This window comes from Rhodobacteraceae bacterium Araon29 (assembly GCA_039640505.1).
In the GTDB taxonomy this organism is placed as follows: Bacteria; Pseudomonadota; Alphaproteobacteria; order Rhodobacterales; family Rhodobacteraceae; genus CABZJG01.
Map to the genome: position 1 here is coordinate 2,799,508 of CP046865.1, position 16,209 is coordinate 2,815,716.

Here is a 16,209-nt window from a genome sequence, read left to right on the forward strand (position 1 = left end):
ATCATGTCTGGAAAGGTACTGCTGATCGATCCAATAGCGACCAACAGGATTTCGCTGGGCTCGATTTTAAGGGCAGCACACTATCAAATACATGCCGTTTCGGGCCTTAGTGAGGTATCATCTTTGCTCGATGACGCCCTTTTTGACGCCGTCATTATTTCTTTGAATTCACCTCTTGATCTGGTCAAATTAAAAGCCATGCCCGCCCTAAGCAATGTGCCGGTCATTGCCAGCCAGCACGCCGCCGATGATGTAGCGCGGCTTGCTCTTTTGCACGCAGGGGCCAGCGATATTTTAACCGCGCCTGTGGCACGCAAAGTGCTTTTGACAGGGCTGCGCAGTTTGCTAAGAGCCCGCAATGCATCGGCCGAATTGCAACTGCGTGAAGATACAAACCGTGCTTTGGGCTTTCATGAAGCCGCACCCCCGTTTCAATCCAAAAGTGCAGCTATCGTTGTTTGCAATGACCCCAAATCCTGCCCCGGTTTGCTGGCAAAACTGCAATCTATCCGAAACCTTTCATTTTCGCTACGATCGGACAAGCAATTATTTGATCCACCACAAAAGCAGCAGAGCAATTCCTGTTTCATCCTGTGTTTAACAGAAAAGACAGCACGGCAGGCGCTCAATATATTAGTTGAAATGCGCGCACATTCGGCCACCCGTCACGCAGCAGTGATTGTGGCGGCGCCGCACAGCTGCGCGGATGCTGCGATGGATGCGTTGGACCTAGGGGCTAATGATGTGCTGTTTGACAGTTATGGCACAGAAGAAATTTCATTTCGCATTTCCGCACAAATTCAACATAAAAAAACCAATGACCGGCTGCGGGCCACCCTCCAAGCAGGTTTAAATGCCGCCGTTACTGATTCTCTTACCGGGCTGTACAATCGGCGCTATGCTTTAACGCATCTTTCGCATTTGTTTGACAAATCGCTGCGATCAGGTACCGAATTATCTTTGATTATGGTGGACCTTGATCATTTCAAACGAGTAAATGACCAATACGGTCATGCGGCAGGCGATGCCGTGCTTTGCGCGGTGGCAAATACACTAAAGGGTGCAATCCGTGCCTCGGATCTTCTGGCGCGTCTGGGCGGCGAAGAATTTGTGGTAATATTGCCCGACACCCCTGCAGACAAAGCGCAAGGGCTTGCCCAGAGGCTGTGCGGATTGATTCGAAATTTGCGTATAAAAGCGGCGCCAAGGCAAATCACTGCCAGTATTGGGCTAAGCGCGATCGGACCAGATCGGCTGCGCACTGGATCAAATCCTCACTTTGAACATTTGCTGCACGAAGCCGATAAAGCGCTTTATGCCGCCAAATCCAAAGGCCGCGATCAGGTATCCTATTTCACCCCGCAAGCTGCCTAACTTTCCAAAATAAAATCTTTCCAAATCATGCAAATCCGATATTTGCTTGATGCCCCGTTCGATTGGCGATTAAAAACGTATCGCAGGGGATTGCATATCACGCATCTGATCAGGAGATAGCCAGATGACCTATCGCGAGCTTTATCAAAGTTGGGAAACCGACCCCGAAGCATTTTGGATGAAAGCCGCCGATCACATTGATTGGGACCGCGCACCCAGTTTTGCATTGGATGCGCGTAAGGCTCCGCTTTATGAATGGTATCCGGATGCGATGGTCAACACCTGCTATAATGCAGTAGACCGCCATGTGATTGCAGGCAAAGGCGCGCAGGCCGCGATTATCTACGACAGTCCCATCACCGGACAAAAAGACACCATCAGCTATGCCGATTTGCGCGATAAAACTGCCCGCCTCGCCGGTGCGCTGCGCGCCAAGGGCGTCACCAAAGGTGATCGGGTGATTATTTATATGTCGATGGTGCCCGAAGCGATTGTTGCGATGCTGGCTTGCACGCGCATTGGCGCCATTCATTCGGTGGTCTTTGGCGGTTTTGCCGCCCATGAGTTGGCCGTACGGATTGATGACGCAAAGCCAAAAGCCATTTTAGCCACATCCTGCGGGATCGAGCCGGGACGCGTGATTGCCTATAAACCGCTTATTGATGCGGCAATCGAGCAATCCGAACATAGCCCAGAAACCGTGGTTATCTTGCAGCGTGAACAGCAAACCGCCGCATTAGAGCACAGCCGTGATTGCGATTGGGATGCGGTGCAAAAGGGCGTTGAGCCCGCCGAATGCGTTCCAGTTGAAGGCATGCATCCGGCCTATATTCTTTATACATCGGGGACCACCGGCGCGCCCAAAGGCGTTGTCCGCCCCACCGCAGGCCATCTGGTGGCGCTGCACTGGTCGATGAAAAATATCTATAACGTCGATCCCGGTGATGTCTTTTGGGCCGCCTCGGACGTGGGCTGGGTCGTCGGCCACAGTTATATTTGCTATGCACCGCTGATCCATGGAAACACCACGATTGTGTTCGAAGGCAAACCGGTGGGCACGCCTGATGCCGGCACATTCTGGCGCGTTATGTCCGAACATAATGTGCGCAGTTTCTTTACCGCGCCCACAGCGTTTCGGGCGATTAAACGCGAAGACCCCAAGGGCGAATTTAAAGCCAAATATGATCTAAGCGGATTGCGCGCGCTTTATCTAGCTGGCGAGCGCGCCGATCCCGACACAATAAACTGGGCGCAGGATTTGCTGGGCGTTCCGGTGATTGACCATTGGTGGCAAACCGAAACCGGCTGGACCATTGCCGGCAATCCGTTGGGCATTGAAGCCCTGCCCATTAAAGTCGGCAGTCCCTCGGTGGCAATGCCCGGCTATGAGGTCCATATTCTTGATGAAGCAGGCAACCGCCAACCGGAAAACACACTTGGAGCGATTGCCATTAAGCTACCGCTGCCGCCCGGCACCTTGCCAACGCTTTGGAACGCAGACGAACGATATCGCGCATCCTACCTGAACACCTTTCCCGGATACTACGAAACCGGTGATGCAGGCATAATCGACGAAGACGGTTATCTTTACATCATGGCGCGCACGGATGATGTGATCAATGTGGCCGGTCACCGCCTGTCGACCGGTGCCATGGAAGAAGTGCTGGCCAATCATCCTGATGTGGCAGAATGCGCCGTGATCGGGGTCAGTGATCAGCTCAAAGGTCAATTACCGCTTGGGTTTTTATGCCTCAGCAACGGTGTCAATCGCCCCCATAGCGAAATTGTCGCCGAATGCGTGCAAATGATGCGCGATGTGATCGGCCCTGTGGCCGCCTTTAAACTGGCTGTGGTGATCAAACGCTTGCCAAAAACCCGCTCGGGCAAAATTCTGCGTGCTACGATGGTGAAAATTGCAGACAGCGAAACGTTTAAAATGCCGGCCACCATTGATGATCCTGATATTTTAGACGAAATCAAAGAGGCACTGCAAAGCCTAGGATACGCGCAATAATAATTCCTATGGCCTTTTTTGAGGAAAACTCCCAGTTTGGGCACTGACGACAAGGGTTGATTTTTTCTTGCGAAATTTTCTCTGCGGTGTAGCGTTTAAGCCGTGAGGTTATTGGCATGACAAAAAGTGATTTATGGAAATTAGGCGTTGCTGACATTATTGCGGCAACACGGTCAGGCGAACGATCAGCGACTGACATCGTTGAAGCGGCGATTGACAGAATGGATCAGGTCAATCCGGCCTTGAATGCGGTGGTGATGGATTTATCCGATCAGGCCCGGCAGCGCGCGGCCGATTTAGACCGCGCCCGTGAAAGCGGCGCCGACCTAGGCCCACTGCATGGTGTGCCTGTCACCATCAAGGTGAATGTTGATCAAGCCGGATGGGCCACTACAAACGGCGTCAAGGCGCTTGAAAACTTAGTCGCTGTCAGTGATGCCCCGGTGGTGCGAAACCTGCTAAACGCAGGGGCGGTGGTGATCGGGCGCACCAACACGCCCGAGTTTTCCTTTCGCGCCGAGACCGATAATGAGCTGCATGGGCGCACCCATAATCCTTGGGGGGACCATACCTCACCCGGAGGCTCTTCGGGCGGCGCGGGCGCTGCGGTGATGGCCGGTATTGGCGCTTTGGGCCATGGCAATGACATCGGTGGCTCACTGCGCTTTCCCGCTGCAGCGAACGGTGCTGTGACTGTCAAACCGGGCCTTGGCAGGGTACCAGCATGGAACCCAAGCCAGACCGCCGAGCGCGGGCTTTTGGCGCAGTCCATGTCAGTGCAGGGCCTGCTGGCCCGCAGCGCGCAAGATCTGGATTTGGCGATGCCCGCCTTGATAGCGCCCGATGTGCGTGATCCATTTCATGTACCGCTTGGCTACCATGGCGCGACCGACCCGCCCAAGCGGGTCGCGCTGTGCAAAGACACCCCGGGCTTCGATACCCACCCAGACGTTCTTGCCGCGCTTGAAGCCGCCGCAGATGCGCTAAGCGATGCCGGCTATGAGGTAGAGCAAACCGCGCCGCCGCTGTTACAAGAAACCGCTATGGCTGGCTACCGCGCCCTTCTGGGCGAGGTTAAAGCCATGATGGGGCCGGATATCGAAACCTATGGCTCGGACACGCTGCAGCAGATTTTCGCCGAATATCACGAACAATTTTCCCCCTATGAGGGCGTGGAACTGTTGAAAATGATGGCGCAGCGCAGCCATTACGCGCGTGAATGGGCGCTGTTTTTGCAAGAATATCCTCTGGTGCTCTGCCCGTTTCTGCCGCAGCCGTTTTTCACCCCCGGCCGCGATACCGAAGGCGCAGATGGGGTACGCGAAGCGCTCGGTTCGGCGCTGTGGTCTTATTCGATGAATTATGTCGGCCTACCGGCAGGCTGCCTGCCCACGCGTCTGGCCCCCTCAGAGCGAGGGCCAAGGCCGATCAATGTGCAAATTATCGGACAAAGATGGCGCGAGGATAAAATTGTTGAAGCCATGATCGCGGTCGAAGCGCGTCTGGGCACGCTTGCGACAGAGCTTTGGGCGCGTATGGATCAGAAGTAAAAGGTCAGCGCCGCTAAACAAACTGCTCGCGGATCAGCCGTTCTTCCAACCCATGACCGGGATCAAACAATAAACGATGTGCAATCTCGCTCTCAGAGCTGATATCGACACGGGTTACACGGTCAAATGACCGGCTGTCAGCATCGGCCATCACCGGCCGTTTTTCCGGCTCGAGCACCTCAAAACTAACCATGGCCTGTTTGGGCAATAAGGCACCGCGCCAGCGCCTTGGCCGATAGGCATTGAGAGCCGTGAGCGCTAAAACCTCGGCATCAATCGGTAAAATCGGGCCGTGCGAAGAATAATTATAGGCGGTCGATCCGGCTGGGGTTGCAAGCAAAGCCCCATCACAGACCAGCTCTTCCATCCGAACCCGCCCATCGACGGAAATCCGCAGTTTTGCGGCTTGGGGACCTGCGCGCAGCAAGGACACCTCGTTGATCGCCAAACCTGAACGTTCGCTGCCATCGATGCAGCAAGCGCGCATCCGCAGCGGATTGATAACCGCCTCTTCGGCGTTTGCCACCCGCGCTGGTAAATCATCTTCTTGATATGCGTTCATCAAAAAACCAACGGTGCCACGGTTCATCCCGTATACTGGCACCGAATACTCTTGGGTGGCGTGCAGAGTTTGCAGCATAAACCCGTCACCGCCCAAGGCCACAATAACATCTGCCTGATCCATGGGGCAATCCCCATAGCGGGCTTTCAGCGTTGCAAGCCCACGCTGTGCGGTTTCTGCGGCACTGGCCGAAAAGGCAATTTTTCCAGTCATCGCATTCATGTTTCCAATACCCCACATGCGTTTCCAAAAGAGCCAAGCGCCCTATACTGCCACCTTAAATGCCGCGCCATTTAAGCGCAATGTCGCAATCTGCTCTTTTCGCGCGTTTGGCTTTCCGATACCAGAGCGCAACAAGGATTCTATTGCACCGGAGATCGAGCAATGACAGCGAATTTAGGAACGGACGGGTTTTTCACGCAGGCGCTTGGCGAGCGTGATCCTGAGATATTTGCCGCCATCGGGGCCGAGCTGGGCCGGCAGCGCGATGAAATCGAGCTAATTGCCTCGGAAAACATCGTCTCGGCGGCAGTGCTGGAAGCCCAAGGCAGCGTGATGACCAATAAATACGCAGAAGGCTATTCCGGCCGGCGCTATTATGGCGGCTGCCAATTTGTTGATATTGCCGAAGATCTGGCCATCTCGCGCGCCTGCACGCTGTTTGGCTGCGGCTTTGCCAATGTGCAGCCCAACTCGGGCTCACAGGCCAACCAAGGCGTGTTTCAGGCACTGCTGCAACCGGGCGATACCATTTTGGGCATGTCGCTGGATGCAGGCGGCCATCTGACCCATGGGGCGCGGCCCAACCAGTCGGGCAAATGGTTCAACGCGGTGCAATACGGCGTGCGCAAACAGGACAACCTGATTGATTATGATGAAGTGGCCGCGCTGGCCGCCGAGCATAAGCCAAAGCTGATCATCGCCGGCGGCTCTGCGGTGCCGCGGCAGATCAACTTTGCCCGCATGCGCGAGATCGCAGATACGGTCGGTGCCTATCTGCATGTGGATATGGCGCATTTTGCCGGGCTTGTGGCCGCCGGCGAGCATCCCTCGCCCTTCCCCCATGCCCATGTGGCCACCACCACCACCCATAAAACACTGCGCGGCCCGCGCGGCGGAATGATCCTAACCAATGACGAAGCGCTGGCCAAGAAATTCAATTCGGCGATTTTCCCCGGCATTCAGGGCGGCCCGCTGATGCATGTGATCGCCGCCAAGGCGGTAGCCTTTGGCGAAGCGCTGCGGCCCGAGTTCAAAACCTATATCCAGCAGGTGATCACCAATGCCAAAGCGCTGTCGGATCAGCTGATCAAAGGCGGGCTCGATACGGTCACCCATGGCACCGACACCCATGTGGTGCTGGTGGATCTACGGCCCAAAGGGGTCAAGGGCAATGCCACCGAAAAGGCGCTGGGACGGGCGCATATCACCTGCAATAAAAACGGCGTGCCGTTCGATCCCGAAAAGCCGATGGTCACATCGGGCATCCGGCTTGGCTCGCCCGCAGGCACCACCCGCGGCTTTGCAGAGCCCGAGTTCCGCCAGATCGCAGACTGGATCACCGAGGTGGTCGACGGGCTGGCCCAAAACGGCGAGGACGGAAATGCAAGCGTCGAGCAAAACGTCAAAACACAGGTCGAAGCCATGTGCCAACAATTCCCAATGTATCAGAATATTTAACCTTCGGCAGATAAAGCCAAATCAAGCCCCGCAGCGCGGGGCTTTTTATTTTCTGTGGTGGGGACGTCCAAAAAAGCACTTTATGTGCCCAAATATGAACCCAACCTTGAATTATTCTATCACTTCTCAGTTTTCTATGAAATCTGCCCCTTGACCACAGTTAAAAGCAGCGGCATTTCTGCGTCATGTTGGTTTATAAAATACTGCGGCGCCAAGAATGGGTGCAGCTGCAAAATAATGGGCGAAGCGCCGGTTCTTTGGCAGATATCCAAGATGGTTTCGTGCATTTTTCCACCGCCCAGCAGCTTGGCGCCACGGCTGCCAAACATTTCACCAAAGAATCCGGCCTTGAGCTGCTCGCCTGTGACGGCGCAGCGATGGGCGCAGACCTGCACTGGGAGCCATCGCGCGGCGGTGCGCTTTTCCCACATCTTTACCGCGCCTTGTCGATAAAGGATGTGCTCTGGCACCAAATTTTAGAGCTGGGGCCAGACGGCCATATTTTTCCGGAAGGTTTGCAATGAGGCTGCGCGAAAAAATAGGCTTGAAAGCCCTGCAAAAACTGAATCCGGAAACGGCGCACGGGCTAGCAATCAAAGCAATGCAGCTGGGCTTAGCATCAAAAATCACGCCGCCCACTTCGCCGCGTTTGCGCACGCGGATCGGTTCGCTTGAACTGCCTAATCCGGTCGGGCTTGCGGCCGGTTTTGATAAAAACGCGCAGGCGCTTAGTGGTCTTTTGGGATCCGGCTTTGGCTTTATCGAAGCGGGTGCGGCAACGCCACAGCCGCAGCCGGGCAATCCCAAGCCGCGGCTGTTCCGGCTGACCGAAGATAGCGCTGCGATCAACCGCTTTGGCTTTAACAATGACGGGATGGAGCAGATTGCAGCGCGGCTTAAAAACCGTCCCCAAAAGGGCGTTATCGGGCTTAATCTAGGGGCCAATAAAACCAGCCCCGACCGCGCCGCTGATTTTGCCAAAGTGCTGTCATGCTGCGGCGAGCATATTGATTTTGCCACCGTCAATGTCAGCAGCCCAAACACCGAAAAACTGCGCGATCTACAGGGCAAAGCAGCGCTATCGGCCCTGCTTGCAGGGGTCAATGAGGCGCGCGATACGCTGGCGCAGCCTATCCCGGTGTTTTTGAAAATCGCGCCCGATCTGAATGCCGATGAGCTTGCCGATGTGGCCGAGGTTGCGGCGGCGCAAAATATAGCTGCGGTGATTGCCACCAATACAACCTTATCCCGCGACGGGCTGCACAGCCCTCACCGCGGTGAGGCCGGCGGATTATCGGGCGCACCACTGTTTGAAAAATCGACCCGTGTTTTGGCCCAGCTTTCGGAGCTAATGGGGCCAAACGTGCCGTTGATCGGGGTCGGCGGCGTCCGCTCGGGCGCGGATGCCTATGCCAAAATTCGCGCCGGGGCCAGTGCCGTGCAACTTTATACCGGACTGGTTTTTGGCGGTGTCTCCTTGGCAGCAAAGATTGCCACAGACCTTGACCAGCTACTGGAAAAAGACGGCTTTGACAGTTTGGAAAAAGCCATTGGCAGCAACCGCGAGGCATGGCTGTGAATGTAGAAATCTGGCACAATCCACGCTGCTCGAAATCGCGTCAGGCACTGGCGCTGCTTGAACAGCATAACATTGCTGCCACTGTGGTGCTCTATCTGAAAACGCCACCGTCACGCGCGCGGTTAGAACAAGTTCTTCACCTGCTTGACCAGCCCGTGCTTGCCATGGTGCGGCATAAAGAGCCGTTGTTTAAAACGCTCGGTTTGAGCCAATCCAGTACCGATGCAGCATTACTTGAAGCTCTGGCAAATCACCCATCCCTTATCGAACGGCCAATAGTACTAACCGAGACAGCCGCGGTGATAGGGCGGCCACCGGACGCAATACTGACACTTCTATCGGCGACAAAGCGCCGCCCTTAGCGGATCGCGCTGACATATTGGCTGACGCCTCAAGACTATAACTTCTATACTAAACGGTCTTCAAATATGATCAGACTTTAGTTGGCTTTGATCACAAGGCCGGAAAAATGGCTTAGTTAATACCTAACTTTTGCCGTTATAATTATTAATATGACTTTCTTCGAAATCCCCCAAAAGTTCAAAATATATTCTTTCGTACTAAAATAATATCTTTTTTTCCTAATTAATTCGACAAACAGGCCGTTTATGGTGACGAATTACTTATCAAAAGGATATTAACATGAGGTCTACATATTTATTTCTTATTTCCTCATCACTTGTGGTGCTATCGGCCCCTTTGTATGCGGATGACTTTACCGTATCGAGCACATCTTCTAGTACAAACGGTGGCCACACAGTCAATGGCTCGGATAATTTGACGGTTACATCAGCGGGGTCGATATCGCCCGTTAATGCGCATGGGATTTCCACCACCGGGGGATCGAACACGATCACTGTCGAGGGCTCTATCACGACCTTAAATGGTCGTAGCGGCATCCAATCAACCAATGAAAGCGGCAATCAGATTACGCTTTCTGGTTCGGCACATATTACAAGCACTTCTAACGGCGCGCAGGGCACTGGTATCAACATCGGAGGCGGTAGCGGGGGCAATAATAACAGCATCACGCTATCAGATTCAGCAAGAATCACCACGATCGGAAACAGTGGAATTGGCATTTCAATCTTTGGCGACAACAATACTGTAACCCTGTCAAAAGGCACCGAAATTTCAACATCGGGGACCTCAGCAGATGGCATTTATGTCTATGATGGAAGCGGAAACACCATTAATGTTGCAGGGAAAATCAAAGCCACTAATACGGACGCGAAAGCAGTACATCTGGAAGGTGGCGCGAACGGTGTGGTTAATTTTCAAGAGGGCGCATTGATCATCGGCCCAATTCACACAGACAATGATTATGCCACAGGTTCGATTTTAAACATAGATGTGGGTTTAGGGACCTCATATATTTTTACAACCTCAGGCACTTGGACGGTGAATGATCTGGACGGACGCTCATTTACCTATTCGGGCAATGTGGCCTCGTCTCTGAGCGCGGGTAATAGCGAAACCGCCGATGAAATGCTGTTTATGAGCACTGGCAGCCTGCAATCCTCGCTTAAGAGCAATGTCGGCAGCGACGAAAGCGGATGGGTAGATATTTACGCCCGTTCCTCAGAGCGCAAGGCCAATACAGCGCAGCCTACGATGCTTCCCTATAAAGCAAACGCAAGCGGGCTGAGCGTCGGCGTGCCAGTGCTGTCAGGGGCACGCTCTCTAGATGTGGTGATCAACAGCCACCACGCAGCGCTGAATATCGCAGAAGACAGTCAAATTCTTGACAGCCTGTCCACCAAACTTGGGGTGGTACTCACACAAGCACCTACATCTGACGGCTGGCAACTTGCAGGCTCGGCATTTGTTGGCCGCACCAGCCATGACGGAACGCGCGGCAAGGTACTGGATAACCTGGCCGAGACCGGCATGCGCAGCCTGACCTCTGAGTTTTCCAGCAATGATGCGGTTCTGGCCATCAGCGCAAATTATAGCACGGAGCTGAGCAAAACCATGCGCTTTGAAGGCGGCCTTGAAGGCAGTTATGCCTATCAGGACATTGCTGCCTACAGCGAGAGCAGCAATTTTTCCTGGGCAGCGCGCAAACTGGCACAAACGTCAGGCAAGGTATCGGCAGGAGTGGTGTACCAATCTAGCGAAAATCTGAATTATCAATTCCGTCTCGGGGCTCAGCATCGCACCGTGATTCAGGGCGCACAGACATCCTATACGGCCTATGGCACCGCTTATAGCTTGGATGCAGGGCTGACATCGGAAACCTACTACGATGCAGAAGTTCGGTTCAACTATCTCGGCGGTGATGGCATGAACCTAACAGGAAGCCTCGGCGGCTTTAGCTCTGACCTCACCACCAGCGGCATGACGGCGCATCTTTGGCTCAACTGGGCGTTTTAAGCGCTAAAGGGGCCGACAACTTGCAGACTAAGCTTTGTCCGCCGCAGACTCCAGCGCCGGATAGCGCATCGCGAGCGTTGCCCCCCGCGCAACAAGCGAAACAAGCAATGCTATCCAAAGCCCATGCATTGCCAAAAACGGTAGCAGCGCAAGCAGGCACAGGATATATATACCTAGGCTGACCGCCATCATATCACGCATCGCCGCCGTTTGGGTTGCCCCTAAAAATACCCCGTCAAGCATAAAGGCCGGCAAGCTTAGCGCGGCCGCAGCTATTAGATACGGAAGATAGCGTTGTGCCTCGACTTGGACCTCGGTTGCTTTTGTCATCACAGTAATAAGACCCTCACCGCCTAGGCCGATGCCGGCGGCAAGAATGAAAACCATAGCTACCCCCCACTGTGTGCATTTGATCACGCTTTGACGCAGGGCCTGGCGGTTTTTGCCGCCAACCGCCTGACCTACTAGGGTTTCAACTGCAAAGGCAAACCCATCTAGAGCAAAAGACGTTAATGCGAAAAACTGCATCAGCACCTGTGTCGACGCCAGAGGGACATCACCGTAACGCGCGGCCACAAAAGTGAAGGAGACAAAAATCACCTGCAGCATCAAAGTGCGCAGTAAAATATCGCGGTTGACCGTCAGCATACGCACCAACCGCACGCGATTGAGCACAGCATCCCAAGCCCGAAAGGTCGGCGCCATCAGTGTGTGGCGGCAAAACCACAGTCCTAGGCCCAAACCCGACATTTCTGCCAGCACCGTTGCCAGCGCAACGCCTGATGCCCCCCACCCAAGGCCCAGCACAAACCACAAATCCAAAATGATATTGAGCCCGTTCATCCACAGCTGAAGATACAGCACCTCTCTGGTCCGCTCTTGCCCGATCAGCCATCCGACCAACCCCAATACCGCAATCGCCGCTGGCGCGCTATAAATACGAATGCGCAAATAGTCCCGTGCCATGGATTCGACCGCCTCAGAGGCTGGCGAGACCTGAAAAGCGCCCCAGAATAAAGGCGTTTGAAGCACAAATATCAACCCACCTGACACAATGGCAAAAAGCAGGACACGGCTTAAAATAGCGGCTACCTCAGCGCGATCACCAGCGCCAACCGCCTGCGATGTCAGCCCCGTTGTGCCCATCCGCAAAAATCCGAAAAACCAATACACTGTGGTGAGGATCAAAGCGCCGATGGCCACCGCGCCTATCGGAACAGGGGATTTGATCTGTCCCACAACTCCGGTATCGACCAACCCAAGAAGCGGCACCGTAATATTGGCCAGCAAAATCGGAACAGCGATTTTTAAGACACGCGAATGAGTAATTTGCATGCCTTAGCCCGCCATCATGCCTTATTGTCGCTATCTGGCATCAGAAAATGCCCTGTCGCTTGTGCGAAAATCCGGCTCCGGTTGTCTTGCCAGGCTTCCACATAAACCGACGCATAGCGCCGCCCCGAGCGGTTAACCCGTGCACGCGCATAAGCATCGCGCGGCAAACCTGATCTTAGATAATCCACAGAAAAATCAATTGTCTTGGGGATTTTAATCAAGTCGCCCTGCGCAATGGCTTCGGGCGTCAGGGTGCCGGTTTCAACACTTTTCCAAAGTCCAGTCCACCCTAGTTCAATCACCGCCGCCACTTCAAGAAAGGCGGCCGTCGCACCGCCATGCAGCGCTGGAAGCATAGGATTGCCCACCAGTTTTTCATGATAGGGCATCACTGCGGTTAGCTCATCGCCGCGGCGGTCAAATTGAATGCCAAGAAACTGGATATAGGGGATCGACGCCAGCAACGCGGCCAAGGCCGCATCGCGGCGCTGTTTGACCACTTGGACCGGTTCAGGGCGTTTTGATACCATTTTTAAGCTCCCGTCACAAAAGCGCCAGCGGCCGTGGCGACAGGTTTATCATCATTGTCATCAAGCGCCACCGCCCGCACAAAGGCAACGTTGCGGGTCACATTATAACAGGTGGCTTTGGCCCTGATATTTTGGCCCGGTGTGGCGGGCCGCATATAATCAACCCGCAAATCAATGGTCGCGGTCAGACCCTTTTGGTCCGGATGGCTCATTACAGCCGCGCCGCAACACCCGTCAAGCAGTGCAAAGACCGCTCCGCCGTGAATCACGCCTGTTGCAGGGTCGCCAATAAATTTCTCATTATAGGGCATCCCCATTTCCGCCGTCCCTTGACCGATGTCGTCAAGCCATATGCCAAGGGCTTTGGCATGCGGAATGGCTTCGGAGAATTGTTTTGCCAATTTTGTTTTATCGATAGCCATTGATTTCTCTTTCTTGCTGCATCCCTTAGAAACCCAAAACCATAAATCCGCAAGCGTGGCGGTTGCCCTTCTGATCGGATCATCCTAATTTAGGAGTCGGAGAGACAAACAATGCCAGATACTCGTATAACATTCAAAGAAATGTGCGCCACATTCAAGGTAACGCCGCGTACTTTACGCTATTATGAATATATTGAGCTGTTGCAACCCGAGCGCGAAGGCCGCTCGCGGTTTTATGGCCCGCGCGAGATGGCGCGCATGACTTTGATTATGCGGGGCCGCAAATTTGGCTTTCAATTGGAAGAGACGCGGCAATGGCTTTTGATCTATGATCAAGAAGGCACCCAAAAGCAAATGGCCGTGTTTACCAAGATGGCGACTAAAAAAATCGCCGAACTGGAAGAGCAGCAGATCCAATTGGCCCAAACACTTCAAGAGCTTAAAGATATGCGCGAAAAAACCGCGAAGCTTATGAAGGAAAGTTGACGTAACGTTTGGCTTACGTCAACGTCAACTATCGCCTATTCAATGTTCAGTTTTCCGAATCATTGAATAGGCTCTGCTTTGATGACCGACACCCCAATGACCATTCGCGAAATGAGCGATGCGTTCCAAATCACGCCCAGAACCTTGCGGTTTTACGAAGCAAAAGAGCTTTTATTTCCCGTGCGAGAAGGCCAAAAGCGTCTGTTCACTAAGCGTGATCGCGCCCGGCTCAAGCTGATATTGCGCGGAAAGCGATTTGGGTTTTCACTCGAAGAAATTCGCCAGTTGCTTGAAATGTACGATGTGAGCGATCCTGAGCAAACCCAGCTAAAAGAAACCTACACAATCGCACAAAAGCACCTTCAGGAGCTGAAAAACAAACGCGATGAACTGGATGGGGTCATCGCCGATTTTGAAGAACAGATCAAATGGGGCGAAAGCATACTGCGCGCCTCAGGGTCAATGCAAGACGCCACCGAATAACAACTTTATATAACAGAGAACACCATGCCAAATTATACTGCTCCGACCAAAGACATGCTATTCGTGCTTAACGATGTCTTGAAAATTAATACCCTTGATATTCCGGGATATGACGAACTTGAGGCCGATTTCACAGCTGCGGTACTCAACGAATGTGGCAAGTTGACCTCAGAAGTTCTCGCGCCTCTTAACGCGGTCGGCGACCTTGAAGGATGCCGACTTGAAAACGGCGTTGTGCGTACGCCCACAGGGTTCAAGGATGCTTTTGAAGCGGTCAAAGCTGGCGGCTGGGCCGGACTGGATTGCGACCCTGAATATGGTGGGCAGAACATGCCCTATATAATGGCCACCGCAGCGAGCGAAATGTTCGGCTCGGCAAATATGGCATTTAGCATGTATCAGGGCCTCACCCATGGCGCCTACTCGGCGATCCATACCCATGGATCAGAAGACCAAAAGGCAACCTATCTGCCCAAAATGGTCAGCTGCGAGTGGACCGGCACTATGAACCTGACTGAACCGCATTGCGGGACAGATTTGGGTTTGATGCGGACCAAAGCCGAACCTCAAGATGATGGCAGCTATGCCATCACCGGCCAAAAGATTTTCATCTCTGCCGGCGATCATGATATGGCTGAAAATATCATCCATTTGGTCTTGGCAAAAATTCCGGGCGGACCAGAGGGCATCAAAGGCGTGTCGCTTTTTATTGTGCCCAAGTTCCTGGTGAACCAAGACGGCAGCTTAGGTCAGCGCAATGACCTATCCGTCGGGAAACTTGAAGAAAAAATGGGCATTCACGGCAATTCAACCTGTGTGATGAACTATGACGGCGCCACCGGCTATCTGGTGGGCGATGCGCATAAAGGCATGCGCGCGATGTTTACCATGATGAATGAGGCCCGGCTTGGGGTCGGAGTGCAAGGCTATGCGCAGGCCGAAGTGGCCTATCAAAACGCGCTTGCCTATGCCAAAGACCGGCTTCAGGGCCGCGATGTCACCGGGGTAAAAAACCCCGATGGTTCTGCCGATCCCTTGATCGTTCACCCCGACATCCGGCGCAACCTGATGGAGCAGAAAAGCTTTGTCGAAGGCGCGCGTGCCTTTACCTATTGGGGCGCCCATATGATCGACCGGGCGCACCGCTTGAAGGACCAGGATGCAGATGGCTTGGTCAGCCTGCTGACCCCCGTGATCAAAGGGTTTTTAAGCGATAAAGGTTTCGATATGTGCGTTCAGGCGCAGCAAATTTACGGCGGCCATGGCTACATCGAAGAATGGGGCATGTCACAATTTGCCCGTGATGCGCGTATCGCGATGATCTATGAAGGCGCTAATGGCATTCAAGCGCTTGATCTGGTTGGTCGTAAGTTAACACATGACGGCGGCAAGCATGTCATGGCCTTTTTTAATCTGGTTCGCGGATGTATTGATGACAGCACTGATTTAGGTGACGATTTCAATCGCGACTTTTTAGCCCCGCTAAAAACAGCCAGCAAAAATCTGCAGGAAGCGGCGATGTATTTTGCCCAAAATGGCATCAAAACCCCCAACAATGCACTCGCTGGCTCTTATGACTTCATGCATATGTTTGGTCATGTCTGCCTCGGGCTGATGTGGGCGAAAATGGCCAAAGCCAGCCATCTTGCCCTGCGCGAGGGCGCCGATGACGCGGCGTTTCACGAGACAAAGATTGCTACTGGGCAGTATTACATGGCACGGCAACTGCCGGCGACCGCCATGCACCTGGCGCGTATTCAATCGGGCGCGGATACAGTGATGGCGTTAAAGGCGGCAAATTTTTAACCCTACTAGGGG

The 16,209-nt window shown here is 53.7% G+C and carries 15 protein-coding genes; 11 read left to right on the forward strand and 4 right to left on the reverse strand.

Annotation, left to right across the window (positions count from 1 at the left end):
• Positions 1 to 3 precede the first annotated feature (3 nt).
• The 3 genes from GN278_13455 to GN278_13465 all read left to right on the forward strand — a co-directional run bounded on the left by GN278_13455 (position 4) and on the right by GN278_13465 (position 4,938).
• On the forward strand, positions 4 to 1,374 hold the full coding sequence (locus GN278_13455) for a diguanylate cyclase (GenBank protein XAT61668.1): 1,371 nt from the start codon (positions 4 to 6) through the stop codon (positions 1,372 to 1,374).
• Positions 1,375 to 1,498: 124 nt separating this feature from the next.
• Positions 1,499 to 3,388 carry an AMP-binding protein gene (locus GN278_13460; GenBank protein XAT61669.1) on the forward strand — a complete coding sequence of 630 codons (1,890 nt, stop codon included), beginning with the start codon at positions 1,499 to 1,501 and terminating at the stop codon, positions 3,386 to 3,388.
• A gap of 116 nt (positions 3,389 to 3,504) precedes the next feature.
• Entirely contained in the window at positions 3,505 to 4,938 is a 1,434-nt protein-coding gene (locus tag GN278_13465) for an amidase (GenBank protein XAT61670.1), read from the forward strand.
• A 13-nt stretch (positions 4,939 to 4,951) separates the two neighbouring features.
• Here the strand turns inward: GN278_13465 and GN278_13470 are convergent, their stop codons facing one another.
• Positions 4,952 to 5,713 (reverse strand): NAD kinase, encoded by a 762-nt coding sequence (locus tag GN278_13470; GenBank protein XAT61671.1) that lies wholly within the window; start codon positions 5,711 to 5,713, stop codon positions 4,952 to 4,954.
• 171 nt (positions 5,714 to 5,884) lie between these two features.
• On the opposite strand from GN278_13470, the gene GN278_13475 reads away from it, so the two are divergent.
• The 5 genes from GN278_13475 to GN278_13495 all read left to right on the forward strand — a co-directional run bounded on the left by GN278_13475 (position 5,885) and on the right by GN278_13495 (position 11,135).
• Positions 5,885 to 7,180 carry a serine hydroxymethyltransferase gene (locus GN278_13475; protein ID XAT61672.1) on the forward strand — a complete coding sequence of 432 codons (1,296 nt, stop codon included), beginning with the start codon at positions 5,885 to 5,887 and terminating at the stop codon, positions 7,178 to 7,180.
• A 185-nt stretch (positions 7,181 to 7,365) separates the two neighbouring features.
• Positions 7,366 to 7,704, forward strand: a complete 339-nt coding sequence (locus tag GN278_13480; GenBank protein ID XAT61673.1) for a DUF952 domain-containing protein — start codon at positions 7,366 to 7,368, stop codon at positions 7,702 to 7,704.
• The gene (locus tag GN278_13485) at positions 7,701 to 8,759 is read left to right on the forward strand and encodes a quinone-dependent dihydroorotate dehydrogenase (protein XAT61674.1); all 1,059 of its coding nucleotides are present in this window, start codon (positions 7,701 to 7,703) and stop codon (positions 8,757 to 8,759) included. The genes GN278_13480 and GN278_13485 overlap by 4 nt, the downstream gene beginning before the upstream one ends.
• The gene (arsC, locus tag GN278_13490; protein XAT61675.1) at positions 8,750 to 9,121 is read left to right on the forward strand and encodes an arsenate reductase (glutaredoxin); all 372 of its coding nucleotides are present in this window, start codon (positions 8,750 to 8,752) and stop codon (positions 9,119 to 9,121) included. Before GN278_13485 ends, arsC begins: the two co-directional genes overlap by 10 nt.
• A gap of 280 nt (positions 9,122 to 9,401) precedes the next feature.
• Positions 9,402 to 11,135 carry a hypothetical protein gene (locus tag GN278_13495; protein XAT61676.1) on the forward strand — a complete coding sequence of 578 codons (1,734 nt, stop codon included), beginning with the start codon at positions 9,402 to 9,404 and terminating at the stop codon, positions 11,133 to 11,135.
• 27 nt (positions 11,136 to 11,162) lie between these two features.
• On the opposite strand, the gene GN278_13500 is transcribed toward GN278_13495, so the two are convergent.
• The 3 genes from GN278_13500 to GN278_13510 are packed head-to-tail and all read right to left on the reverse strand — an operon-like array spanning position 11,163 to position 13,422.
• Positions 11,163 to 12,470, reverse strand: a complete 1,308-nt coding sequence (locus tag GN278_13500; protein XAT61677.1) for an MATE family efflux transporter — start codon at positions 12,468 to 12,470, stop codon at positions 11,163 to 11,165.
• A gap of 14 nt (positions 12,471 to 12,484) precedes the next feature.
• Complete coding sequence (locus tag GN278_13505; GenBank protein ID XAT61678.1) at positions 12,485 to 13,000, reverse strand: PaaI family thioesterase; 516 nt, start codon at positions 12,998 to 13,000, stop codon at positions 12,485 to 12,487.
• A 2-nt stretch (positions 13,001 to 13,002) separates the two neighbouring features.
• Entirely contained in the window at positions 13,003 to 13,422 is a 420-nt protein-coding gene (locus GN278_13510) for a hotdog fold thioesterase (GenBank protein ID XAT61679.1), read from the reverse strand.
• Between the two features lie 111 nt (positions 13,423 to 13,533).
• Here GN278_13510 and GN278_13515 point away from each other — a divergent pair, with 111 nt between their 5' ends.
• The 3 genes from GN278_13515 (at position 13,534) to GN278_13525 (ending at position 16,197) form a co-directional block, all read left to right on the forward strand.
• On the forward strand, positions 13,534 to 13,908 hold the full coding sequence (locus GN278_13515) for a MerR family DNA-binding protein (GenBank protein XAT61680.1): 375 nt from the start codon (positions 13,534 to 13,536) through the stop codon (positions 13,906 to 13,908).
• A gap of 96 nt (positions 13,909 to 14,004) precedes the next feature.
• Entirely contained in the window at positions 14,005 to 14,391 is a 387-nt protein-coding gene (locus GN278_13520; GenBank protein XAT62675.1) for a MerR family DNA-binding protein, read from the forward strand.
• A gap of 24 nt (positions 14,392 to 14,415) precedes the next feature.
• Entirely contained in the window at positions 14,416 to 16,197 is a 1,782-nt protein-coding gene (locus GN278_13525) for an acyl-CoA dehydrogenase (protein ID XAT61681.1), read from the forward strand.
• Positions 16,198 to 16,209 lie beyond the last annotated feature (12 nt).